12 protein-coding genes and 1 pseudogene are annotated in these 17,100 nt (G+C 74.2%); 8 read left to right on the top strand and 5 right to left on the bottom strand.

Annotation, left to right across the window (positions count from 1 at the left end; genetic code table 11):
• Positions 1 to 8 precede the first annotated feature (8 nt).
• Positions 9 to 422: a nuclear transport factor 2 family protein gene (locus ACIQZO_RS13345; protein ID WP_403624635.1), complete on the bottom strand. Its 414-nt coding sequence runs from the start codon at positions 420 to 422 to the stop codon at positions 9 to 11.
• 99 nt (positions 423 to 521) lie between these two features.
• Here ACIQZO_RS13345 and ACIQZO_RS13340 point away from each other — a divergent pair, with 99 nt between their 5' ends.
• Positions 522 to 1,088 carry a PadR family transcriptional regulator gene (locus ACIQZO_RS13340; RefSeq protein WP_403624632.1) on the top strand — a complete coding sequence of 189 codons (567 nt, stop codon included), beginning with the start codon at positions 522 to 524 and terminating at the stop codon, positions 1,086 to 1,088.
• Entirely contained in the window at positions 1,075 to 1,857 is a 783-nt protein-coding gene (locus ACIQZO_RS13335) for an SGNH/GDSL hydrolase family protein (protein WP_403624629.1), read from the top strand. The genes ACIQZO_RS13340 and ACIQZO_RS13335 overlap by 14 nt, the downstream gene beginning before the upstream one ends.
• Before the next feature lie 19 nt (positions 1,858 to 1,876).
• On the opposite strand, the gene ACIQZO_RS13330 is transcribed toward ACIQZO_RS13335, so the two are convergent.
• Positions 1,877 to 5,020, bottom strand: a complete 3,144-nt coding sequence (locus ACIQZO_RS13330; RefSeq protein WP_403624625.1) for a sacsin N-terminal ATP-binding-like domain-containing protein — start codon at positions 5,018 to 5,020, stop codon at positions 1,877 to 1,879.
• 301 nt (positions 5,021 to 5,321) lie between these two features.
• Entirely contained in the window at positions 5,322 to 6,440 is a 1,119-nt protein-coding gene (gene serC, locus ACIQZO_RS13325) for a phosphoserine transaminase (RefSeq protein ID WP_403624622.1), read from the bottom strand.
• Positions 6,441 to 6,524: 84 nt separating this feature from the next.
• On the opposite strand from serC, the gene ACIQZO_RS13320 reads away from it, so the two are divergent.
• The 3 genes from ACIQZO_RS13320 to ACIQZO_RS13310 are packed head-to-tail and all read left to right on the top strand — an operon-like array spanning position 6,525 to position 10,707.
• A complete protein-coding gene (locus ACIQZO_RS13320; protein ID WP_403624619.1) occupies positions 6,525 to 9,284 on the top strand; it encodes an FAD-binding and (Fe-S)-binding domain-containing protein in 2,760 nt (919 codons plus the stop codon).
• A 59-nt stretch (positions 9,285 to 9,343) separates the two neighbouring features.
• Entirely contained in the window at positions 9,344 to 10,351 is a 1,008-nt protein-coding gene (locus ACIQZO_RS13315; protein ID WP_403624616.1) for an EamA family transporter, read from the top strand.
• Positions 10,351 to 10,707, top strand: coding sequence for a DUF1801 domain-containing protein (locus tag ACIQZO_RS13310; RefSeq protein WP_403624613.1), 357 nt, complete (start codon positions 10,351 to 10,353; stop codon positions 10,705 to 10,707). The genes ACIQZO_RS13315 and ACIQZO_RS13310 overlap by 1 nt, the downstream gene beginning before the upstream one ends.
• A 110-nt stretch (positions 10,708 to 10,817) precedes the next feature.
• Here the strand turns inward: ACIQZO_RS13310 and ACIQZO_RS13305 are convergent.
• Positions 10,818 to 10,907: pseudogene (locus tag ACIQZO_RS13305) on the bottom strand (NUDIX hydrolase); the annotation flags it as partial.
• A 96-nt stretch (positions 10,908 to 11,003) separates the two neighbouring features.
• A complete protein-coding gene (locus ACIQZO_RS13300) occupies positions 11,004 to 12,626 on the bottom strand; it encodes a CocE/NonD family hydrolase (RefSeq protein WP_403624610.1) in 1,623 nt (540 codons plus the stop codon).
• A 351-nt stretch (positions 12,627 to 12,977) separates the two neighbouring features.
• Between ACIQZO_RS13300 and ACIQZO_RS13295 the strand changes: the two genes are divergently transcribed.
• From ACIQZO_RS13295 to ACIQZO_RS13285, 3 genes are all read left to right on the top strand, one after another.
• Entirely contained in the window at positions 12,978 to 13,790 is an 813-nt protein-coding gene (locus ACIQZO_RS13295; RefSeq protein WP_403624608.1) for a TIGR03084 family metal-binding protein, read from the top strand.
• Positions 13,791 to 13,858: 68 nt separating this feature from the next.
• Positions 13,859 to 15,502: an acyclic terpene utilization AtuA family protein gene (locus ACIQZO_RS13290; RefSeq protein ID WP_403625029.1), complete on the top strand. Its 1,644-nt coding sequence runs from the start codon at positions 13,859 to 13,861 to the stop codon at positions 15,500 to 15,502.
• The gene (locus tag ACIQZO_RS13285) at positions 15,499 to 17,097 is read left to right on the top strand and encodes an acyl-CoA carboxylase subunit beta (RefSeq protein WP_403624605.1); all 1,599 of its coding nucleotides are present in this window, start codon (positions 15,499 to 15,501) and stop codon (positions 17,095 to 17,097) included. The genes ACIQZO_RS13290 and ACIQZO_RS13285 overlap by 4 nt, the downstream gene beginning before the upstream one ends.
• Positions 17,098 to 17,100 lie beyond the last annotated feature (3 nt).

Genomic DNA, 17,100 nt, shown 5'->3' with positions numbered 1-17,100 from the left:
GCGGCGGCCTACGCGAGGCCCTCGGCCACCAGGCCCGCGAGCACGGCCCGGCCGAGGGCCTGCACGGCGGAGTGCGGGCGGACCATCACGGTGAACTCCTTGATCCGGCCCTCCCCGTCGAAGTGGAGCAGGTCGATGCCGTGGATCTCCTTGCCGTCCACGGTGGCCCGGAAGAGCAGGATCTCCGCCGGGGCCTCGGCGCCGTCGGCGCTGGTCTCGGCAGCGCCGTCGAAGCGGCCGACGTAGCGGAAGTCCTCGAAGACGCGCAGCAGGACCCCGAAGAGCCCCAGCACCATGGGCCGGCCCTCGAAGGGGACGAACTTCACCGGGCTGTAGAGCCGCACGTCCTCGGTGAACAGGTCCTCCATCGCGGCGAGGTCCCGCTTCTCCACGGCGGCGCGGAAGCGTTCGGCAGTCTCCATGACTCTCTCCTCATGCTCGTGCTCATACTCATGAATCTGACTAGTCACTTTCATGAGTATGATGCCGGGGTTGGCAGTGAAGCGGAAGGGGCGGCCGGAATGGCCTTGCGACATGCCGTACTGGCGGCGCTGCTGGACGGCGAGTACAGCGGCTACGAACTGGCGAAGTCCTTCGACATCGGCGTAGCGAACTTCTGGCACGCGCTGCCCCAGCAGCTGTACGCGGAGCTCGCCAAGCTGGAGAAGGAAGGGCTGGTCGAGGGCCGCGAGGTGGTCCAGGAGACCCGGCCCAACAAACGCCTCTTCCAGGTCACGGAAGCCGGCCGCACCGAACTGGAGGAGTTCGCCGCGGCCCCGCTGAAGTCCTCGGTCATCCGCGACGACCTCCTCGTCAAGGTGCAGACCGCCGACCGGATCGGCATCGAGCCGGTGATCGAACAGCTCGAGGCGCGCGCGCTCGCCGCCGACGCCAAGATCGAGCTGCTCGGCAAGGTGCTGCGCAAGATGCGCGGAGAGCGGGACGAGGAGGAGTTCCTGCTCCACGGCGAACGGATCGGCGGGTACCTGACGGGCCTGCGCGGCCTCGCCTTCGAACAGGGACACCGCGACTGGTGCCGCCGGAGCGCGACCGTCCTGAGGGAGAGAGCGGCCCGTGCCGAACACTGAGTACCTGCGCTACGTCGCCCTCGGCGACAGCCAGACCGAAGGCCTCGGCGACGGGGACGACACCGTCGGCCTGCGCGGCTTCGCCGACCGCTTCGCCGCCCACCTCACCGCCGCCAACCCGGGCCTCCAGTACGCCAACCTGGCCGTCCGGGGACGCCTCGCCGGACAGGTCCGCGCCGAGCAGCTGGGCCCCGCCCTGGACCTGCGCCCCGACCTGGCCACCGTCGTCGCCGGGGTCAACGACATCCTCCGGCCCCGGTTCGACGCCGGGCAGGTCGCCGGGCACCTGGAGGAGATGTTCGCCGCGCTCACGGGGGCCGGGGCCCGCGTGGCGACCGTGACCTTCCCCGACCTCAGCGCGCTCGTGCCCCTCGCCCGTCCCGTCGCACCCCGCATAGCCGACCTCAACGACCGCATCCGCGCCGCGGCCGCCCGCCACGGGGTCGCCGTCGCCGAGACCGCCCGGCCGGTCGTCGTGACCGACCCGCGGATGTGGACCACGGACCGGCTGCACGCCAGCCCCGTCGGCCACGCCCGGATCGCCGCCGCCCTCGCCCACGCCGTCGGCCTGCCCGGCAGCGACGACACCTGGACGCGGCCACTGCCGCCGCTGCCGACCGGCTCGGGCGGATCCGGGGTGGCGGCCGAACTGCGCTGGGCGGCCGCGTTCCTCGGCCCCTGGCTGGGCCGGCGCCTGCGCGGCCGCTCCTCCGGCGACGGCCGCAGCGCCAAGCGCCCCGAGCTCCTGCCCTTCGGCCCGGCCGTATAGACCCGGTCGTGCGGACCTTCTAGTCGAACCAGCGGTCGCGGGCCAGTTCCGCCGTGCGCGAGGGGTCCTCCAGGAGGGCCGCCACCTCGAAGCGGCGGGGCCACTGGCCCGCCGACCAGGCCAGGCCCGCGGCCACGCCTTCCAGCGTCGAGGCGTGAAGGGTGCCGTCGGGGGTGCGGCGCCAGTCGAGTTCCGTGCCCCCGGCGACCAGTTCCTCGTGCTCGATGTAGGTCGCCGGGGTGGCCGGGCCCAGCAGCAGCAGCACCGACTCCGGTACCTCGTGCTCCTCGCCCGGAGTGGTCACCTCCGCCGGGACCGTCTCCGACAGGCGCCGTACCTGGAGCAGGTCCGCGAGGTCCGCCGCGCGCGCCGGGGCGACCGGCAGCAGCGGCAGCCCCGCCGTCAGGGGGAGCAGGTCCGGGGCGTCCGCGATCAGCGCCTCGGCCGCGTCCACCACCACGACCTCGCCGTCCACCACCGCACGCAGCTCGTCCGGCAGCGTGACCTGCTCGGGCTCCAGATCGGCCAGTGCGCCGTACAGGCCGTGCAGTTGGCGGCCCGTCACATCGAGGTCCGGGTCGGCGAGCCGGGCCAGCAGCTCGGCCGCGCCGCCGGGCTCGTCCAGCAGGGCCGCCGCGGTGGTCCGTACGCCCAGCGCCCGCAGGACCTGCTCGTCCTCGAAGCCCGTGGCGTCCGCCGAGGTGTAGAGGCCGTCCAGCAGTGGGTCGCCGCCCGCCGCGCGCAGGCCCGCAGGGCGGCGGCCGTCGAGCACCGGATGGTCGCGCAGCCACCACGCGGTGTACGGGCGCACCGACTGCGTGGTGCCGTCCGGCAGCAGGATCCGTACGGGCTGGGTCAGCGCGTCGCGCAGCGGCGGCTGCGCGAGCATCGCGAGGGCCTGGGGCCAGCAGTCGTCGTCGACCAGGTCGAGGTCCCGTACGGCGATCAGCTCGGTCGCCACCGGCGGGACCGGGGTGTCCGGCAGCTGGTCCAGGATGTCCTCGCACCACACGTCCACCGCGTCCAGCAGGCCGGCGTCGTCGGGCTCCGCGAAATCGCCCTCGCGCGGCTCCAGTTCGTCCGGGTCCAGAACCACATCGGTGGCGTGGACCAGCTGGAAGGTGGCGAGCACCCCGCACGCGGTCAGCGGGCCGGAGCCCCACCGCTCCGCCAGGTCCGCGTCCACGTACGGGACCTCGTCCTCGCGGATCACGGACGCCAGCGGGCTGCCGGGCAGCAGCAGTTCGCCCGCCGGGACCAGCTCGCCGTCCTCGTCCGGCAGGGCCAGCGCACCGAGCCACGGCTCGTCGCCCGGAGCCAGATCGGCGTCCCGGACCAGCCCCAGGACCACCTCGGCCAGCTCGTCGGCGTCCAGGGCGTCCGCGTCCTCGTCCCAGATCTCCCCGGCGTCCAGGGAGGCGGCGACGGCGGCCCGCACCTGCGGGGTCGTCAGGATCGCGCGGGCCGTGGCCGGGAGCGCCCCGAGCTTCTCCAGCAGCGGGTGCGCCGCATCCGGGTGCGCCACCTTCAGCCCCAGCCGGGCCAGGCTCGCGGGGGTGTCCGCGCCGGGCAACAGGATGTGCCGGGGCCCGATCGAGGTACGGCCGTCGGCGAGCGGCACGGGCAGCCCGGACAGCCGGTCGGGGTCCACCCCGGCGAGGCTGTCGTAGAGCCGGTGCCACCATTCGGGCGTCCGCTCGATGCCCGCGATCCGCTCGATGGCATCACCCAGCGGGAGCCGGCCCACGCCCAGGGTGCGCAGCTCGGCGCGGCGCTCCAGGCCCGCCGGCAGCAGCGTCGGCAGGACCTCGGCCAGGACGCGCACGGTGTCGGCGCCCGCACCCTCCACCACCTCGGCCTCGAAGGGGCGCAGGGCGGCGCGCTCCTCGGCGTGCTCGGGCGGAGCGGCCGGTGCGAGGAAGGCCGTACGGGGGAGACGCCGCAGGACGGCGGCGCGCAGGGCCCCGTCGAGCTCGCCCTTGCCGAGCGGGCCGGGCACCAGCTCCACGAGGTCGGTGGTCACCGGGTCCCAGGCGCCGAGGAGTTCGGCGTACGCGTCGGCCGCGCGCTCCACGAGGAAGTCGGTCAGCGGTCCCGGCGCGGGGTGCCGGCGCGCGGTGTCCAGCGGCAGGGTCGCGATGAGCAGCGCCGGGATGCCCAGCGGCTCGTCGGTGGGGGTCGGCGCGTGCACCACGGGCGCCGTGACCGGGCGTACCGGGGCGCCGTCGGAGTCGACGGGCACGGCCCAGGAGACGGCCCAGGCGGGCCGCAGCCGCTCCTCGACGGGCCGGTCGGCGAGCAGCGCCCGCTCGAGGGGGCCGCCGTGGCGGACGGTGCGCCAGCGGTGGGTGACGGTGCCGGATGCGGTGGTGTCCTCGATGACGGTGTACGGGCCCTCGTCGCGCCGGTACAGCGTGCGCGTGCCGCCGGACGTGCTGCTCGACGGTGTCTCGACGACGACCTCGCGCAGTCCGGGCAGGGTGAGCAGCAGGGCGTCGTCGATGCCCGCGAGCAGCCGCTCCACCAGCCCCTCGGCGGCGGCGTCGCGCAGCGGGAGGACCACGACGGTGTCGTAGCCCTCGGGGGCGGTGCCCTCGGCGGGCAGCGGGAGGCGCAGCAGCGGAACGTGTCCGTCGCGGCGGCGCAGTTCGTCGCCGAGGCCGGGGCTGCCGACGGCGGCGTCCCGGGCCAGTTCGCGGGCCTCGGCCAGCGACCAGCGGACACCGCCGTGGCGGCCGAGCACGGCGGGCTCGTCGGAGACGGCCAGGACGGCCGCGAAGCCGACGCCGAAGCGGCCGACGCTGTCCCCGGAGGGCTCGCGCTTGGCCGAGGCGCGCAGGGTGCTCAGCGACTCCACGCCCGTCGCGTCCAGCGGGGCACCGGTGTTGGCGACGGCCAGCAGCGCGTGCCCGCCCTCGCCGGGGTGCAGGGTGAGGCGCAGCCGGCCGGGCACCTTGGCTCGGGCCGCGGCGTCGGCGGCGTTCTGCGCCAGCTCGATGACGAGCCGGTCGCGGTAGCCGCCGAGCGCGAGGTCCTCCTCGGCGTTGGCGTCCTCGCGGAACCGGGCCGGGCCCGCACCCCACGCGTCGAGCACCCCGCGCCGCAGCCGGGCCGTGCCGAAGGGGTCCACGCCGCTCTGGGCCGCCGTCACTCGCACGCTCACGCCGCTGCCTCCATGATTCGCCTCCGGAACCCTGAAGGTACCGCGTGCCGGAGACCCCCTACGCCGTGGCCGTGAGGTGGGCGAACACCACGACATCGTGACCCGGTGCCGGTCCGGAGTGAGGTTGCCGCCCCAGGTGATCAGGCGGAGCTCGGCCCTGCCGCGAAGGTCCCGGGCCGCGTGAGCGCCGTGGGTGCCGTGTGTGCCGTAGGCGCGCCGTGGTGCGCGGTCGTGAACGCCGAAGCCCCCGGTGACATCGCGTCACCGGGGGCCTGCGGTCGTACGGGGCAGCGGGTGGTGGTTACAGCTTCTCGATCACGTAGTCGACGCAGGCCGTCAGCGCCTGGACGTCCGCCGGGTCGATCGCCGGGAACATCGCGATGCGGAGCTGGTTGCGGCCGAGCTTGCGGTACGGCTCGGTGTCCACGATCCCGTTGGCGCGCAGCACCTTGGCGACGGCGGCCGCGTCGATGTCTTCCGAGAAGTCGATCGTGCCGATGACGGAGGAACGCTTGTCGGCGTCCACGACGAACGGGGTCGCGTACTTCGACGCCTCCGCCCAGCCGTACAGGTTGCGCGCGCTGGCCGCCGTACGTCCGGTCGTGAACTCCAGGCCGCCCTGGCTGTTCATCCACTCCAGCTGCTGGTCCAGCAGGAACAGGGTGGACAGCGCCGGGGTGTTGTAGGTCTGGTTCTTCAGCGAGTTGTCGATCGCCGTCGGCAGCGAGAAGAACTCCGGGATGTGCCGGCCGGACGCGTGCACACGGGCCGCGCGCTCCAGGGCCGCCGGGGAGAACGCCGCCAGCCACAGGCCGCCGTCCGAGGCGAACGACTTCTGCGGGGCGAAGTAGTAGACGTCCGTCTCGGTGATGTCCACCGGCAGACCGCCGGCACCCGAGGTCGCGTCCACCAGAACGAGGGCCCCCTCGTCGGCGCCCGCGACGCGCTTGATCGGCGCCGCCACACCCGTCGAGGTCTCGTTGTGGGTGTACGCGTACACGTCCACGCCCGCCTCGGCCACCGGCTCCGGGTGCGTACCCGGCTCCGAGGAGATCACGGACGGCGCGTCCAGCCACGGCGCGAGCTTCGCGGCCGTGGCGAACTTCGAGGAGAACTCGCCGAAGGTGAGGTGCTGGGACTTCTGCTCGATCAGACCGGCGGTCGCGATGTCCCAGAAGGCGGTGGAGCCGCCGTTGCCCAGGATCACCTCGTACCCCTCGGGGAGGGAGAAGAGGTCCCGGAGGCCCTGGCGCACCGAGCCGACCAGGTTCTTGACCGGGGCCTGGCGGTGTGAGGTTCCGAGCAGGGAGGTACCGGTGGCGGCGAGGGCGTCCAGCGCCTCGGTCCGCACCTTGGAGGGGCCCGCGCCGAAGCGTCCGTCGGCGGGCTTGATGTCAGCGGGAATCTGGATCTCAGCCACGAGCGGAGCGTATCGGGTCCCGGTCCGCGTTTCGGAAGCGCGTCCACCGGGTGAGACGGCTCCGGCCGGTGGGAGGCTGGGGCCGTGACCTCACCCGGTGAACTCGAACGGACCTTGCGGGAGAACCTGCGCGGGGATGTCGACTTCGGCGCCGCCGCACGGGCCCTGACCACCATGGACGCCTCCAACTACCGCCGCGTGCCGGTCGGCGTGGTCGCCCCGCGCGACGCCGACGACGTGGCGGCCGCCCTCGCCGTGTGCGCCGCGGCCGGGGTGCCCGTCGTGCCGCGCGGCGGCGGGACCTCCATCGCGGGCCAGGCCACCGGGGTGGGCGTGGTGCTCGACCTCACCCGGCACATGAACGCCCTCGTATCGGTGGACCCAGCGGCCATGACCGCCGTGGTCCAGCCGGGACTGGTCCTCGACCGGCTGCGGGACGCCGTGCGCCCGTACGGTCTGACCTTCGGGCCCGACCCGTCCACGCACTCCCGCTGCACCCTCGGCGGCATGATCGGCAACAACGCGTGCGGGGCCCACTCGGTGGCCTGGGGCACCACCGCCGACAACGTCACCGAGCTGGCGGTGACGGCGTACGGGGGCACCGCCCACCGGATCGGCACGGGCTGGGCGGGCGCCCCCGACGGGCTGCGGGAGCTCGTCACCGGGCACCTCGGGCTGCTGCGCACCGGGATGCCGCCCGCCTTCTCGCGGCGCATCTCCGGCTACGGCGGCCTCGACGCGCTGCTGCCCGAGCACGGGGTGCAGCTGGCGCGGGCGTTCTGCGGGAGCGAGGGCACGCTCGGGGTGGTGACGGAGGCGGTCGTGCGCCTGGTGGAGGCGCCGCGCGCGCCGGTGCTCGCGGTGCTCGGGTACGCGGACGAGAGCGCGGCGGCGGAGGCCGCGGCGGGGCTGCTGCGGTACGGGCCGCTGACGGTGGAGGGGATGGCCGAGGACCTGGTCGGGGGCGGGGCCCCGGAGCTGCCGCGGGGCGGGGCGTGGCTGTTCGTCGAGATGCCGGACGAGGGCGGGGCGCGGGCACTGCTGCGGGCCGCCGACCCGCTCGACGCGACGGTCGTCACCGACCCGGCGGGACAGCGGGCCCTGTGGCGGATCCGCGAGGACGCGGCCGGCACGGCGACCCGGATGTCCGACGGCACCATGGCCTGGCCGGGGTGGGAGGACTGCGCGGTGCCGCCGGCCCGGCTGGGGGCGTACCTGCGGGAGTTCCGGGCGCTGCTGGCGGCGCACGGGCTGCGCGGATCCCCGTACGGGCACTTCGGCGAGGGCTGCGTCCACGTACGGATCGACTTCGACCTGGTGTCGGCGGCGGGCATCGCCCGCTTCCGGACCTTCTCCGAGGAACTGGCCGATCTGGTCGTCGCGCACGGCGGCTCCCTCTCGGGGGAGCACGGGGACGGGCAGGCGCGGGCGGAGCTGCTGCCGAAGATGTACGGGGCGCAGGCGGTCCGGCTCTTCGGCGCGTACAAGGACGTGTGGGACCCGGCGGGCGGCATGAACCCCGGGATGCTGGTCAGGCCGGCCCGGCTGGACGAGAACCTGCGTTTCGCGGTGCTGCCGGCCACGTCGTTCGCGGGCGAGGTCGCGCGGTGCGTCGGCGTAGCGAAATGCCGGACCACGGATACGGGCGGCGGCGCCTCGGTGATGTGCCCGTCGTACCGGGTCACGGGCGAGGAACGGCACTCCACGCGCGGCCGGGCCCGGCTGCTGCACGAGATGCTGGCCGGGGAGATCGTGACGGACGGCTGGCGCTCGGCGGAGGTCGCCGAGGCGCTGGACCTGTGCCTGGGGTGCAAGGGCTGCCGCAGCGACTGCCCGGTCGGCGTGGACATGGCCGCGTACAAGGCGGAGTTCCTGCACCGGCACTGGGCGGGCCGGATCCGCCCGCTGTCCCACTACACGCTGGGCGGCCTGCCGGGCTGGCTCCGGCTGACCGCCCGCCTGCGGGCGGCGGGGGCGGCCAACGCCCTGGCCCGGTGGGTCCCGGTGCCGGGGCTGGGGCGGGACGGCGTCGGCGGCCTGCCGGAGGTGGCGCGGGAGCCGTTCACACGGTGGTGGCGGCAGCGGGGGTCGGCGGGGGCCCGGGGGTCTGTGGGGTCGGCGGGCGCGGCGGGGTCGGGGGCATCCGTCGTCCTGTGGCCGGACACCTTCACCGAGTACCTGAACCCCGCGGCCGGCCGGGCGGCCGTACAGGTGCTCCGGGCGGCCGGGCTCGACGTCGAGGTGCCCGCCGCCGGCCGGGTGTGCTGCGGCCTGACGTACGTCTCCACCGGCCGCCTCGACCGTGCCCGCCGGGTTCTGCGCCGGACGCTGGACGCACTGGACGCACGGGGGGAGGTGCGGGGACCCCTCGTGGTCCTGGAACCGAGCTGTGCGGCGGCCCTGCGCACCGACCTGCCCGCGCTGCTTCCCGACGACCCCCGCGCGGCCCGCGTCGCGGCGGCGGTGCGGACCTTCGCCGAGACCCTGGAGGAGTACGCCCCGGCCTGGCGGCCGCCGCGCCTGGACCGGACGGTGGTCGGCCAGACCCACTGCCACCAGCACGCGGTCCTCGGGGACGGCCCCGACCGGCGGCTGCGCGAGCGCGCCGGGCTGGTGGGGGAGCTCAGCGGCGGGTGCTGCGGGCTGGCGGGGAACTTCGGCTTCGAGCCCGGGCACCACGAGGTATCGGTGGCCTGCGCGGAGGAACAGCTGCTGCCGTCCCTGCGCGCGGCCCCGCCGGACGCCGTGATCCAGGCGGACGGGTTCTCGTGCCGTACGCAGATCGCGCAGCTGGGCGGGGTCCGGGCCCGGCACCTGGCGGAACTCCTCGCCGAGGGGTTGTGACACCCAGTTGTAAGGCAGGAAATGCGGCAACACTCCTTACCGCCCCTTAGTCTGGAGAGATGCCCGCACCTTCCTCTTCGTCCCCGGCGACCTCGCCCACGGCCGCCGGCGAACCGGCGGCGGCTCCGTCGCCCGCCCAGGGCGCCGCTTCCGCTTCCGCTACCGGCTCTGTGGCTGCTTCCGCTTCCGCTTCCGCTTCCGGTTCCGGCTCCGGACTCGGTCCCGTGGCGCTGGTGATCTCGGCGGGCATCTCGGTGCAGTTCGGCGCCGCCCTCGCGGTCATGATCATGCCGAGGGCGGGCGCGGCGGGCGTGGTCACCCTGCGCCTCGCCGCCGCCGCGGTCGTGCTGCTGCTCCTGTGCCGGCCGAAGGTGCGCGGCCACTCCCGTTCCGACTGGGGCACGGTGCTCGCCTTCGGTCTCGCCATGGCCGGTATGAACGGCCTCTTCTACCAGGCCATCGACCGGATCCCGCTCGGCCCGGCCGTCACCCTGGAGGTCCTCGGGCCGCTCGCGCTCTCGGTCGTCGTCTCCCGGCGCCTGGTCAACCTCCTGTGGGCCGGCCTCGCGCTCGGCGGCGTGGTCCTGCTGTCCGCGCACGGCGGGGGCGGACTCGGCTTCGGCTCCCTCGACCCGCTGGGCGCGGCGTACGCGCTCGGGGCGGGCGCGATGTGGGCGGCGTACATCGTGTTCAGCGCGCGGACCGGCCGCCGCTTCCCGCAGGCGGACGGACTGGCCCTGGCGATGGCGGTGGCCGCGGTCGTCTCGCTGCCGCTGGGCATCGCCGAAGCGGGCTCGGACCTGCTGGTGCCGAGCACCCTGGCCCTCGGCCTGGGCGTGGCCGTCCTCTCCTCGGTCCTCCCGTACACCCTGGAACTGCTCGCGCTGCGGCGGATGCCGGCCCCGACCTTCGCGATCCTGATGAGCCTGGAGCCGGCCATCGCCGCCACCGCGGGCTTCCTCGTCCTGAACCAGGCCATGTCCGCACTGGACGCGCTGGCCATCGCCCTCGTGATCGCGGCCAGCATGGGCGCGGTCCGCTCGCAGATCCGGAAGAGGTCCGCCTGATGGACGTCGCCACCTACCTGGACGCGGTCCCGGAGGCCCGCAGGCCTGCCCTGGTCCGGCTGCGGGAGCTGTGCCTGGAGGAGCTGACCGGCTTCGAGGAGCACATCGCGTACGGGATGCCGGCGTACGTGCGGGCGGGCGGGACCGACGGCGAGATCGCCTGGGCGAACCAGAAGCAGTACATCTCCTTCTACCTCATGCGCACCGACATCCGGGACGCCTTCGCGGACCGCCTCGCCCCCCACGACATGGGCAAGGTGTGCCTCCGCTTCCGCAACCCGGCCAAGGTCGACTTCGACCTCCTCCGGGACCTCCTGCGAGCGACGGCCCGGGCGGGCCCGGGGCAGACCTGCTGAAGGCGGTAGGGGGCTTCGCGCGCGCGGGGCTCTGACGGTTGGCCACGCGCTACGCACGTCTCGGCGTCAGATGCGCTGCCGCCCGCAGATCAGTGCTGGATGAGGCCGCCGACCGCGCCGTTCGGCTCCGGCCGGAGTCGGCCGCCGGTGATGCGGACCGCGTAGAAGATGCCGAGGTTCTGGTGGTCCGGGCTGAGCGGACCAGGGCTTCCTCAACTGGACGATGAACCTCGCCCGCCGGCCGTAGACCACCTGCCCGGCCGGCCGCGGGGGACCGGCCGGGCAGGGTCGCGGGCTCAGCCGAGCGGGAGGTCCACGTAGGACGGTGTGGCCTCCGGGGAGGTGAACGCCAGGGTCGCGCGCGGCAGGTTGGCGTCGCCGTAGAAGGGGTCGCGGGCGTCGATCACCAGCATCAGCCGGTGGCCGCGCGGTACGTCGTAGGCCGTGGCCTGGAGTTCGATGTCCGCGCTGATCAGGCTGTCGGGCGGGGAGTCGAGGTCGGTGTACGGGGCGTTCGTGATCATGTGCGCCGTCCCGTCGGGCGCGGTGTCGAGGAGGTACGCGACGAAGGTGGATCCGGGGTTCGCCGCCCGGTACGTCACGCGCAGCCGCGGTATGCCGCGCAGCCGGACGGTCTCCCCGGCCGGGTCCGCGGTCCACACGGCGGCGACGGTGCGGTCGATGTCCTGGGTCCGGTAGGTCTTCGGGCGGCCGGCGATCTCCGCGTAGCCGGACTGCACCACCTTGTCGGCGACGGTCGCCGGGGTGTCCACCCCGCACAGCACGGTCGACGTCCAGCCGGCCTGCGGCTCCTCGCCGAGGTCGCCGTCGTCCGCCAGGTGCAGCCGCTCCACGCGTTCGGTGAGCGAGGGCCAGGTGGGGCGGGGTTCGAGGGTCTTGCTCCACATGATCTCGCCGAGCACCTGCCCCTCGGCGTCGATGCCGTTGTCGATCTCCTTGAGGTGGTGGTCGAGCCAGCGGTGGGCGTCCGTCCAGATCCGGTTGGGCAGGCCGAGCATGCCGGTCATCTCGGGCCCGGAGTGGTCGCCGATGGAGACGGCGAGGCGTTTGGGGCCGGTCAGTTCGTTGAACATCTTCAGGGTCTGGTTGGGCGGGAAGAGCGTCTCGTGCCAGGCGTGCGAGAAGAAGACCGGTACCTGGCGGCGGTTGAGCTCCTTGATGTGGGAGAAGGGCGAGCGGGTCTCCGCCCAGCGCAGGGTGCCCTGGACGTCGCGGTTGGCGAGGACGTTGTCGAAGACGCTCTGCGTCTGCGGGCTCAGCCGGGCCTTCGCGGCCGCGTCGAGCAGGGCCCGTACGGCTGCGACGTGCCGGGTGGAGTTCTCGTAGAAGGCCTCCCCGAGGTCGCCCCACGTGCTGAGCGCGACGACGGCGTCCACGCGGGTGTCGTGCGCGGCGACGAGTTGGCTGATGCCCGAGCCGTACGAGTCCCCGAGGAAGCCGATCCTCGTCACGGGGCCGGTGCTGCGCTCGACGAGGTGCTCCAGGGCGCGGCTGCCGTCGGCGATGTCGAGCGGGCCCGCGACGTCGACCTGGCCCTCGGAGCCGGCGAATCCGCGGGTGGAGTAGGCGAGGACGTTGTAGCCGCGGGCGGCGAAGAGGGAGGCCTGGACGGCGTACGGGAGCCAGCCCAGGCTCGACCACGGCGAGGGCATGACGATCGCGGGGCGGGGCTGGGTCCCGGTGTGCCGCCAGAGCGCGGCGTCGAGCAGGTCCCCGTCGGCGCCGGTGACCTTGCCGCGGGTGAACACGGCGACCGAGCGGACCTCGGCGATCTCGGCGGCCCGGGCGGGGGCGAGGCCGGTGACGTCGCCGCTCTCCAGGGCGGCGACGAAGGCGGTGAGGGCGGTCGCGTCGAGTTCGGGATAGAGGGAGAAGGGAGTTCGGGCGGCTGGAGTCACGGCAGTCCATCCTCTTCGTCGTCGTCGAGTGGTTCGAGTGACACGAACGTGGGGGTGTGGTGCGTGGTGTGTGCGCCCGTCCGGGCCGGAGCGGAGCGTTCAGTATCGGCGGGACATCCAGTGACGTATCGCGAGTTTCCGGGTTACGGCCGAAATCGCCCCCTCCGTGCCCACGGGCCGCCGCTCGCCGGGACCTGCGGCCGCCGGGTCGGGTGGCAACTGCCTTTGCCCTGTGCCGGTTTGGCGCGCGTGGCGGGAAGGCGTCGCCGCCGAAAAAAATCATGCAAGCGTGCTTGATTGTTTTCTCGGGTGCTGCCAGTGTTCCCTTCACGCCGAGAAGGGGAGCGCACCGTGCCCGATCCGTCCGCCGTCGACGCAGCCGTCGCCGTCCTCGCAGATCTACGCGAAGAGGGCAGCGAACTGGATTCCCTGGTAGGGGAGTTGCCCGACCCCGACTGGGCCCGGCCCACCCCCGCGCCCGGCTGGAGCATCGCCCACCAGATCGCCCACCTGCACTGGACCGACCGGGCCTCGCTGCTCTCCCTCACCGACGCCACCGCCTTCGGGCAGATGGTCGAGGAGGCCCTGAAAACCCCCGACACCTTCGTCGACGAGGGCGCGCGCGAAGGCGCGGAGCTGACACCCGCCGAGCTGCTCGCCCGCTGGCGGGCCACCCGCAGCGCCCTCGACGCGGCACTGGCCGCGGCTTCGCCCGACACCCGCTTCCCCTGGTACGGGCCGCCCATGAAGGCCGCCTCGATGGCCAGCGCCCGGCTGATGGAGACCTGGGCGCACGGCCAGGACGTCGCCGACGCACTCGGCGTGCGCCGCACCCCGACCGCGCGGCTGCGGCACGTGGCACGGATCGGCGTACGGGCCCGCGACTACGCCTACGCGGTGCGCGCCCTGCCCGCCCCCGCCGAGGAGTTCCGGGTGGAGCTGACGCCCCCCGACGGCGCGCAGGTGTGGACGTACGGCCCGCCGGACGCCCCGCAGCGGATCACCGGCCCGGCGCTCGACTTCTGCCTGCTGGTGACCCAGCGGGCCCATCGCGCCGACCTGGACCTGACCGCGACCGGCGCCGACGCGGACCGCTGGCTCGACATCGCCCAGGCCTTCGCCGGACCGGCCGGGCCCGGCCGGGAGCCGGGGGCCTCGCGGTGACCCGCCGCCCGCTGATCATCGGCAACGCCTCCGGCTTCTACGGGGACCGCTTCGACGCCGTGCGCGAGATGCTGACCGGCGGCCCGCTGGACGTGCTGACCGGGGACTACCTGGCCGAGCTGACCATGCTGATCCTGGGCCGCGACCGCCTGAAGAACCCGGACCTCGGCTACGCCAAGACCTTCCTGCGCCAGCTGGAGGAGGGACTCGGGCTCGCGCACGAGCGGGGCGTCCGGATCGTCGCGAACGCCGGCGGCCTCAACCCGGCCGGACTCGCCGACGCGGTACGGGACCTGGCCGCGAAGGCGGGCGTCCCGGTACGGGTGGCGCACGTCGAGGGAGACGACCTCACCGCGCGCACGGACGGGGCGCTGACGGCCAACGCCTACCTCGGCGGCGCGGGGATCACGGCCTGCCTGCGTGCGGGCGCGGACGTGGTGGTGACCGGCCGGGTCACCGACGCGGCGCTGGTCAGCGGCCCGGCGGCCTGGTGGTTCGACTGGGCCGCGGGCGACCACGACCGGCTGGCGGGGGCGGTGGCCGCGGGCCACGTCCTGGAGTGCGGCACCCAGGCCACCGGCGGCAACTACTCCTTCTTCGCCCGGCACGACGTCCGCCGCCCCGGCTTCCCGCTCGCGGAGATCGCCGAGGACGGCTCGGCGGTCATCACCAAGCACCCGGGCACGGGCGGAGCCGTCACCGCGGGCACCGTCACCGCCCAACTCCTCTACGAGACGCAGGGCGTCCGGTACCTCGGCCCCGACGTGACCACCCGCCTGGACACCGTCCGGCTGACCGACGAGGGCGCCGACCGCGTACGGATCACCGGAGTGCGCGGGGAGGCACCGCCGCCCGCCCTCAAGGTGGGCACGACCCGGATCGGCGGCTGGCGCAACGAGGTCGTCTTCGTCCTGACCGGCCTGGACATCGAGGCGAAGGCGGACCTCGTCCGCGCCCAACTCGCCGAGGTAGTGGAGGGCGTGGCCGATGCCGTCTGGACCCTGGCCCGTACCGACCACGAGGACGCCGGCACCGAGGAGACGGCCTCCGCCCTGCTGCGCCTGGTGGTCCGCGACCCCTCCCCGGACCGGGTGGGCCGCGCCCTGACCTCGACGGCGATCGAACTGGCCCTCGGCAGCTACCCGGGCTTCCATGTCACCGCCCCACCCGGCCCCGCCCAGCCCTACGGCGTCTTCACGTCCACCCTGATCCCGTCGCACGAGGTCCCCCACACGGCGGTCCTCCCGGACGGCACCCGACTCGCCGTCGCACCGACGGCCCCCACGGCACATGCAGCCCCGCCCGAGGACCCCGCCGCCCCGCCGGCGCGGGGATCCGGGGACGGATCCCCCGCTGTCCGGACCGCCCGGGCGCCGCTCGGGGCCGTGGCCGGGGCCCGCAGCGGGGACAAGGGCGGGGACGCCAACGTCGGGCTGTGGGTGGAGACCGGCCCCGCCTGGGACTGGCTGCACCGCACCCTCACCGTGGACGCCTTCCAGGCCCTGCTCCCCGAGACCGCGCAGCACGCGGTGACCCGGCACGAACTACCGCACCTGAAGGCCCTGAACTTCACCGTCACCGGCATCCTCGGCGACGGCGTCGCCTCGGGCCAGCGCTTCGACCCCCAGGCCAAGGCCCTCGGCGAATGGCTCCGCGCCCGCCACCTCGACATCCCCGTCGCTCTCCTCCCGGCCCCGGAGGCCACCCCATGACCCGCCTCGGCACCACCGTCGATCCGCACGCCCCCGAGCACGCGCGGGCCCGTACCGCCGCGCTGGAGCGCCTCGCCGCCCTCGACGCCGAACACGCCAAGGCGCTGGAGGGCGGCGGTGAGAAGTACACGGCCCGCCACCGGGCCCGCGGCAAGCTGCTCGCGCGCGAGCGGGTCGAGCTGCTCCTCGACCCGGACACCCCGTTCCTGGAGCTGTCCCCGCTCGCCGCATGGGGCAGCGACTATCCCGTCGGCGCCTCCATGGTCACCGGCATCGGCACCGTCGAGGGCGTCGAGTGCCTGGTCACCGCCAACGACCCCACCGTCCGCGGCGGCGCCTCCAACCCGTGGACGCTGAAGAAGGCGCTGCGCGCCAACGAGATCGCCCGGCAGAACCGCCTCCCCTGCATCAGCCTCGTGGAGTCCGGCGGCGCCGACCTGCCGTCGCAGAAAGAGATCTTCATCCCGGGCGGCGCGATCTTCCGCGACCTCACCCGGCTCTCGGCCGAAGGCATCCCGACCGTCGCCGTCGTCTTCGGCAACTCCACCGCCGGAGGCGCGTACATCCCCGGCATGTCCGACCACACCATCATGATCAAGGACCGCTCCAAGGTGTTCCTCGGCGGTCCGCCGCTGGTCAAGATGGCCACGGGCGAGGAGAGCGACGACGAGTCCCTCGGCGGTGCCGACATGCACGCCCGCACCTCCGGACTCGCCGACTACTACGCCCTCGACGAGTACGACGCGATCCGCCGGGCCCGCCGCGTGGTCGCCCGGCTCAACCAGCGCAAGCCGCAGGCGGACCCGCCCCGCTCCGAGGAACCCGTCCACGACCCCGAGGAACTCCTCGGCATCGTCCCGCCCGACCTCAAGACCCCCTTCGATCCGCGCGAGGTCATCGCCCGGATCGTCGACGCCTCCGACTTCGACGAGTTCAAGCCCCTGTACGGGCCGAGCCTCGTCACCGGCTGGGCCACCCTGCACGGCTACCCGGTCGGCATCCTGGCCAACGCGCAGGGCGTGCTGTTCAGCGCCGAGTCCCAGAAGGCCGCCCAGTTCATCCAGCTCGCCAACCAGCGCGACATCCCCCTCGTCTTCCTCCACAACACCACCGGCTACATGGTCGGCAAGGAGTACGAGCAGGGCGGCATCATCAAGCACGGCTCGATGATGATCAACGCGGTCGCCAACTCGAAGGTCCCGCACCTGTCCGTCCTCATCGGCGCGAGCTACGGCGCCGGCCATTACGGCATGTGCGGCCGCGCCTACGAGCCCCGCTTCCTCTTCGCCTGGCCCAGCGCCAAGTCCGCCGTGATGGGCCCCCAGCAGCTGGCCGGCGTGCTCTCCATCGTGTCCCGGCAGTCCGCCGCCGCGAAGGGGCAGCCGTACGACGAGGAGGCCGACGCCGGGATGCGCGCCTTCGTGGAGGCCCAGATCGAGTCCGAGTCCCTGCCGATGTTCCTGTCCGGGCGGCTCTACGACGACGGGGTCATCGACCCGCGCGACACCCGTACCGTCCTCGGCCTGTGCCTGTCGGCCGTCCACAACGCCCCCGTCGAGGGCGCCCGTGGCGGCTTCGGCGTCTTCCGGATGTGAGCC

The organism is Streptomyces sp. NPDC097617, from assembly GCF_044761485.1.
GTDB lineage: Bacteria > Actinomycetota > Actinomycetes > Streptomycetales > Streptomycetaceae > Streptomyces.
The sequence above is the reverse complement of the archived record's forward strand: the minus strand, read 5'-3'. Positions and strand labels throughout refer to the sequence as shown.

What these genes read in the sequence shown, in the direction of transcription:
- ACIQZO_RS13315 (WP_403624616.1), top strand. Translation starts at nt 9,344, where the DNA reads ATGCCCGCACCTTCCTCTTCGTCCCCGGCGACCTCGCCCACGGCCGCC.
- ACIQZO_RS13310 (WP_403624613.1), top strand. Translation starts at nt 10,351, where the DNA reads ATGGACGTCGCCACCTACCTGGACGCGGTCCCGGAGGCCCGCAGGCCT.
- ACIQZO_RS13290 (WP_403625029.1), top strand. Translation starts at nt 13,859, where the DNA reads ATGCTGACCGGCGGCCCGCTGGACGTGCTGACCGGGGACTACCTGGCC.
- ACIQZO_RS13340 (WP_403624632.1), top strand. Translation starts at nt 522, where the DNA reads ATGGCCTTGCGACATGCCGTACTGGCGGCGCTGCTGGACGGCGAGTAC.
- ACIQZO_RS13345 (WP_403624635.1), bottom strand. Translation starts at nt 422, where the DNA reads ATGGAGACTGCCGAACGCTTCCGCGCCGCCGTGGAGAAGCGGGACCTC.
- ACIQZO_RS13285 (WP_403624605.1), top strand. Translation starts at nt 15,499, where the DNA reads ATGACCCGCCTCGGCACCACCGTCGATCCGCACGCCCCCGAGCACGCG.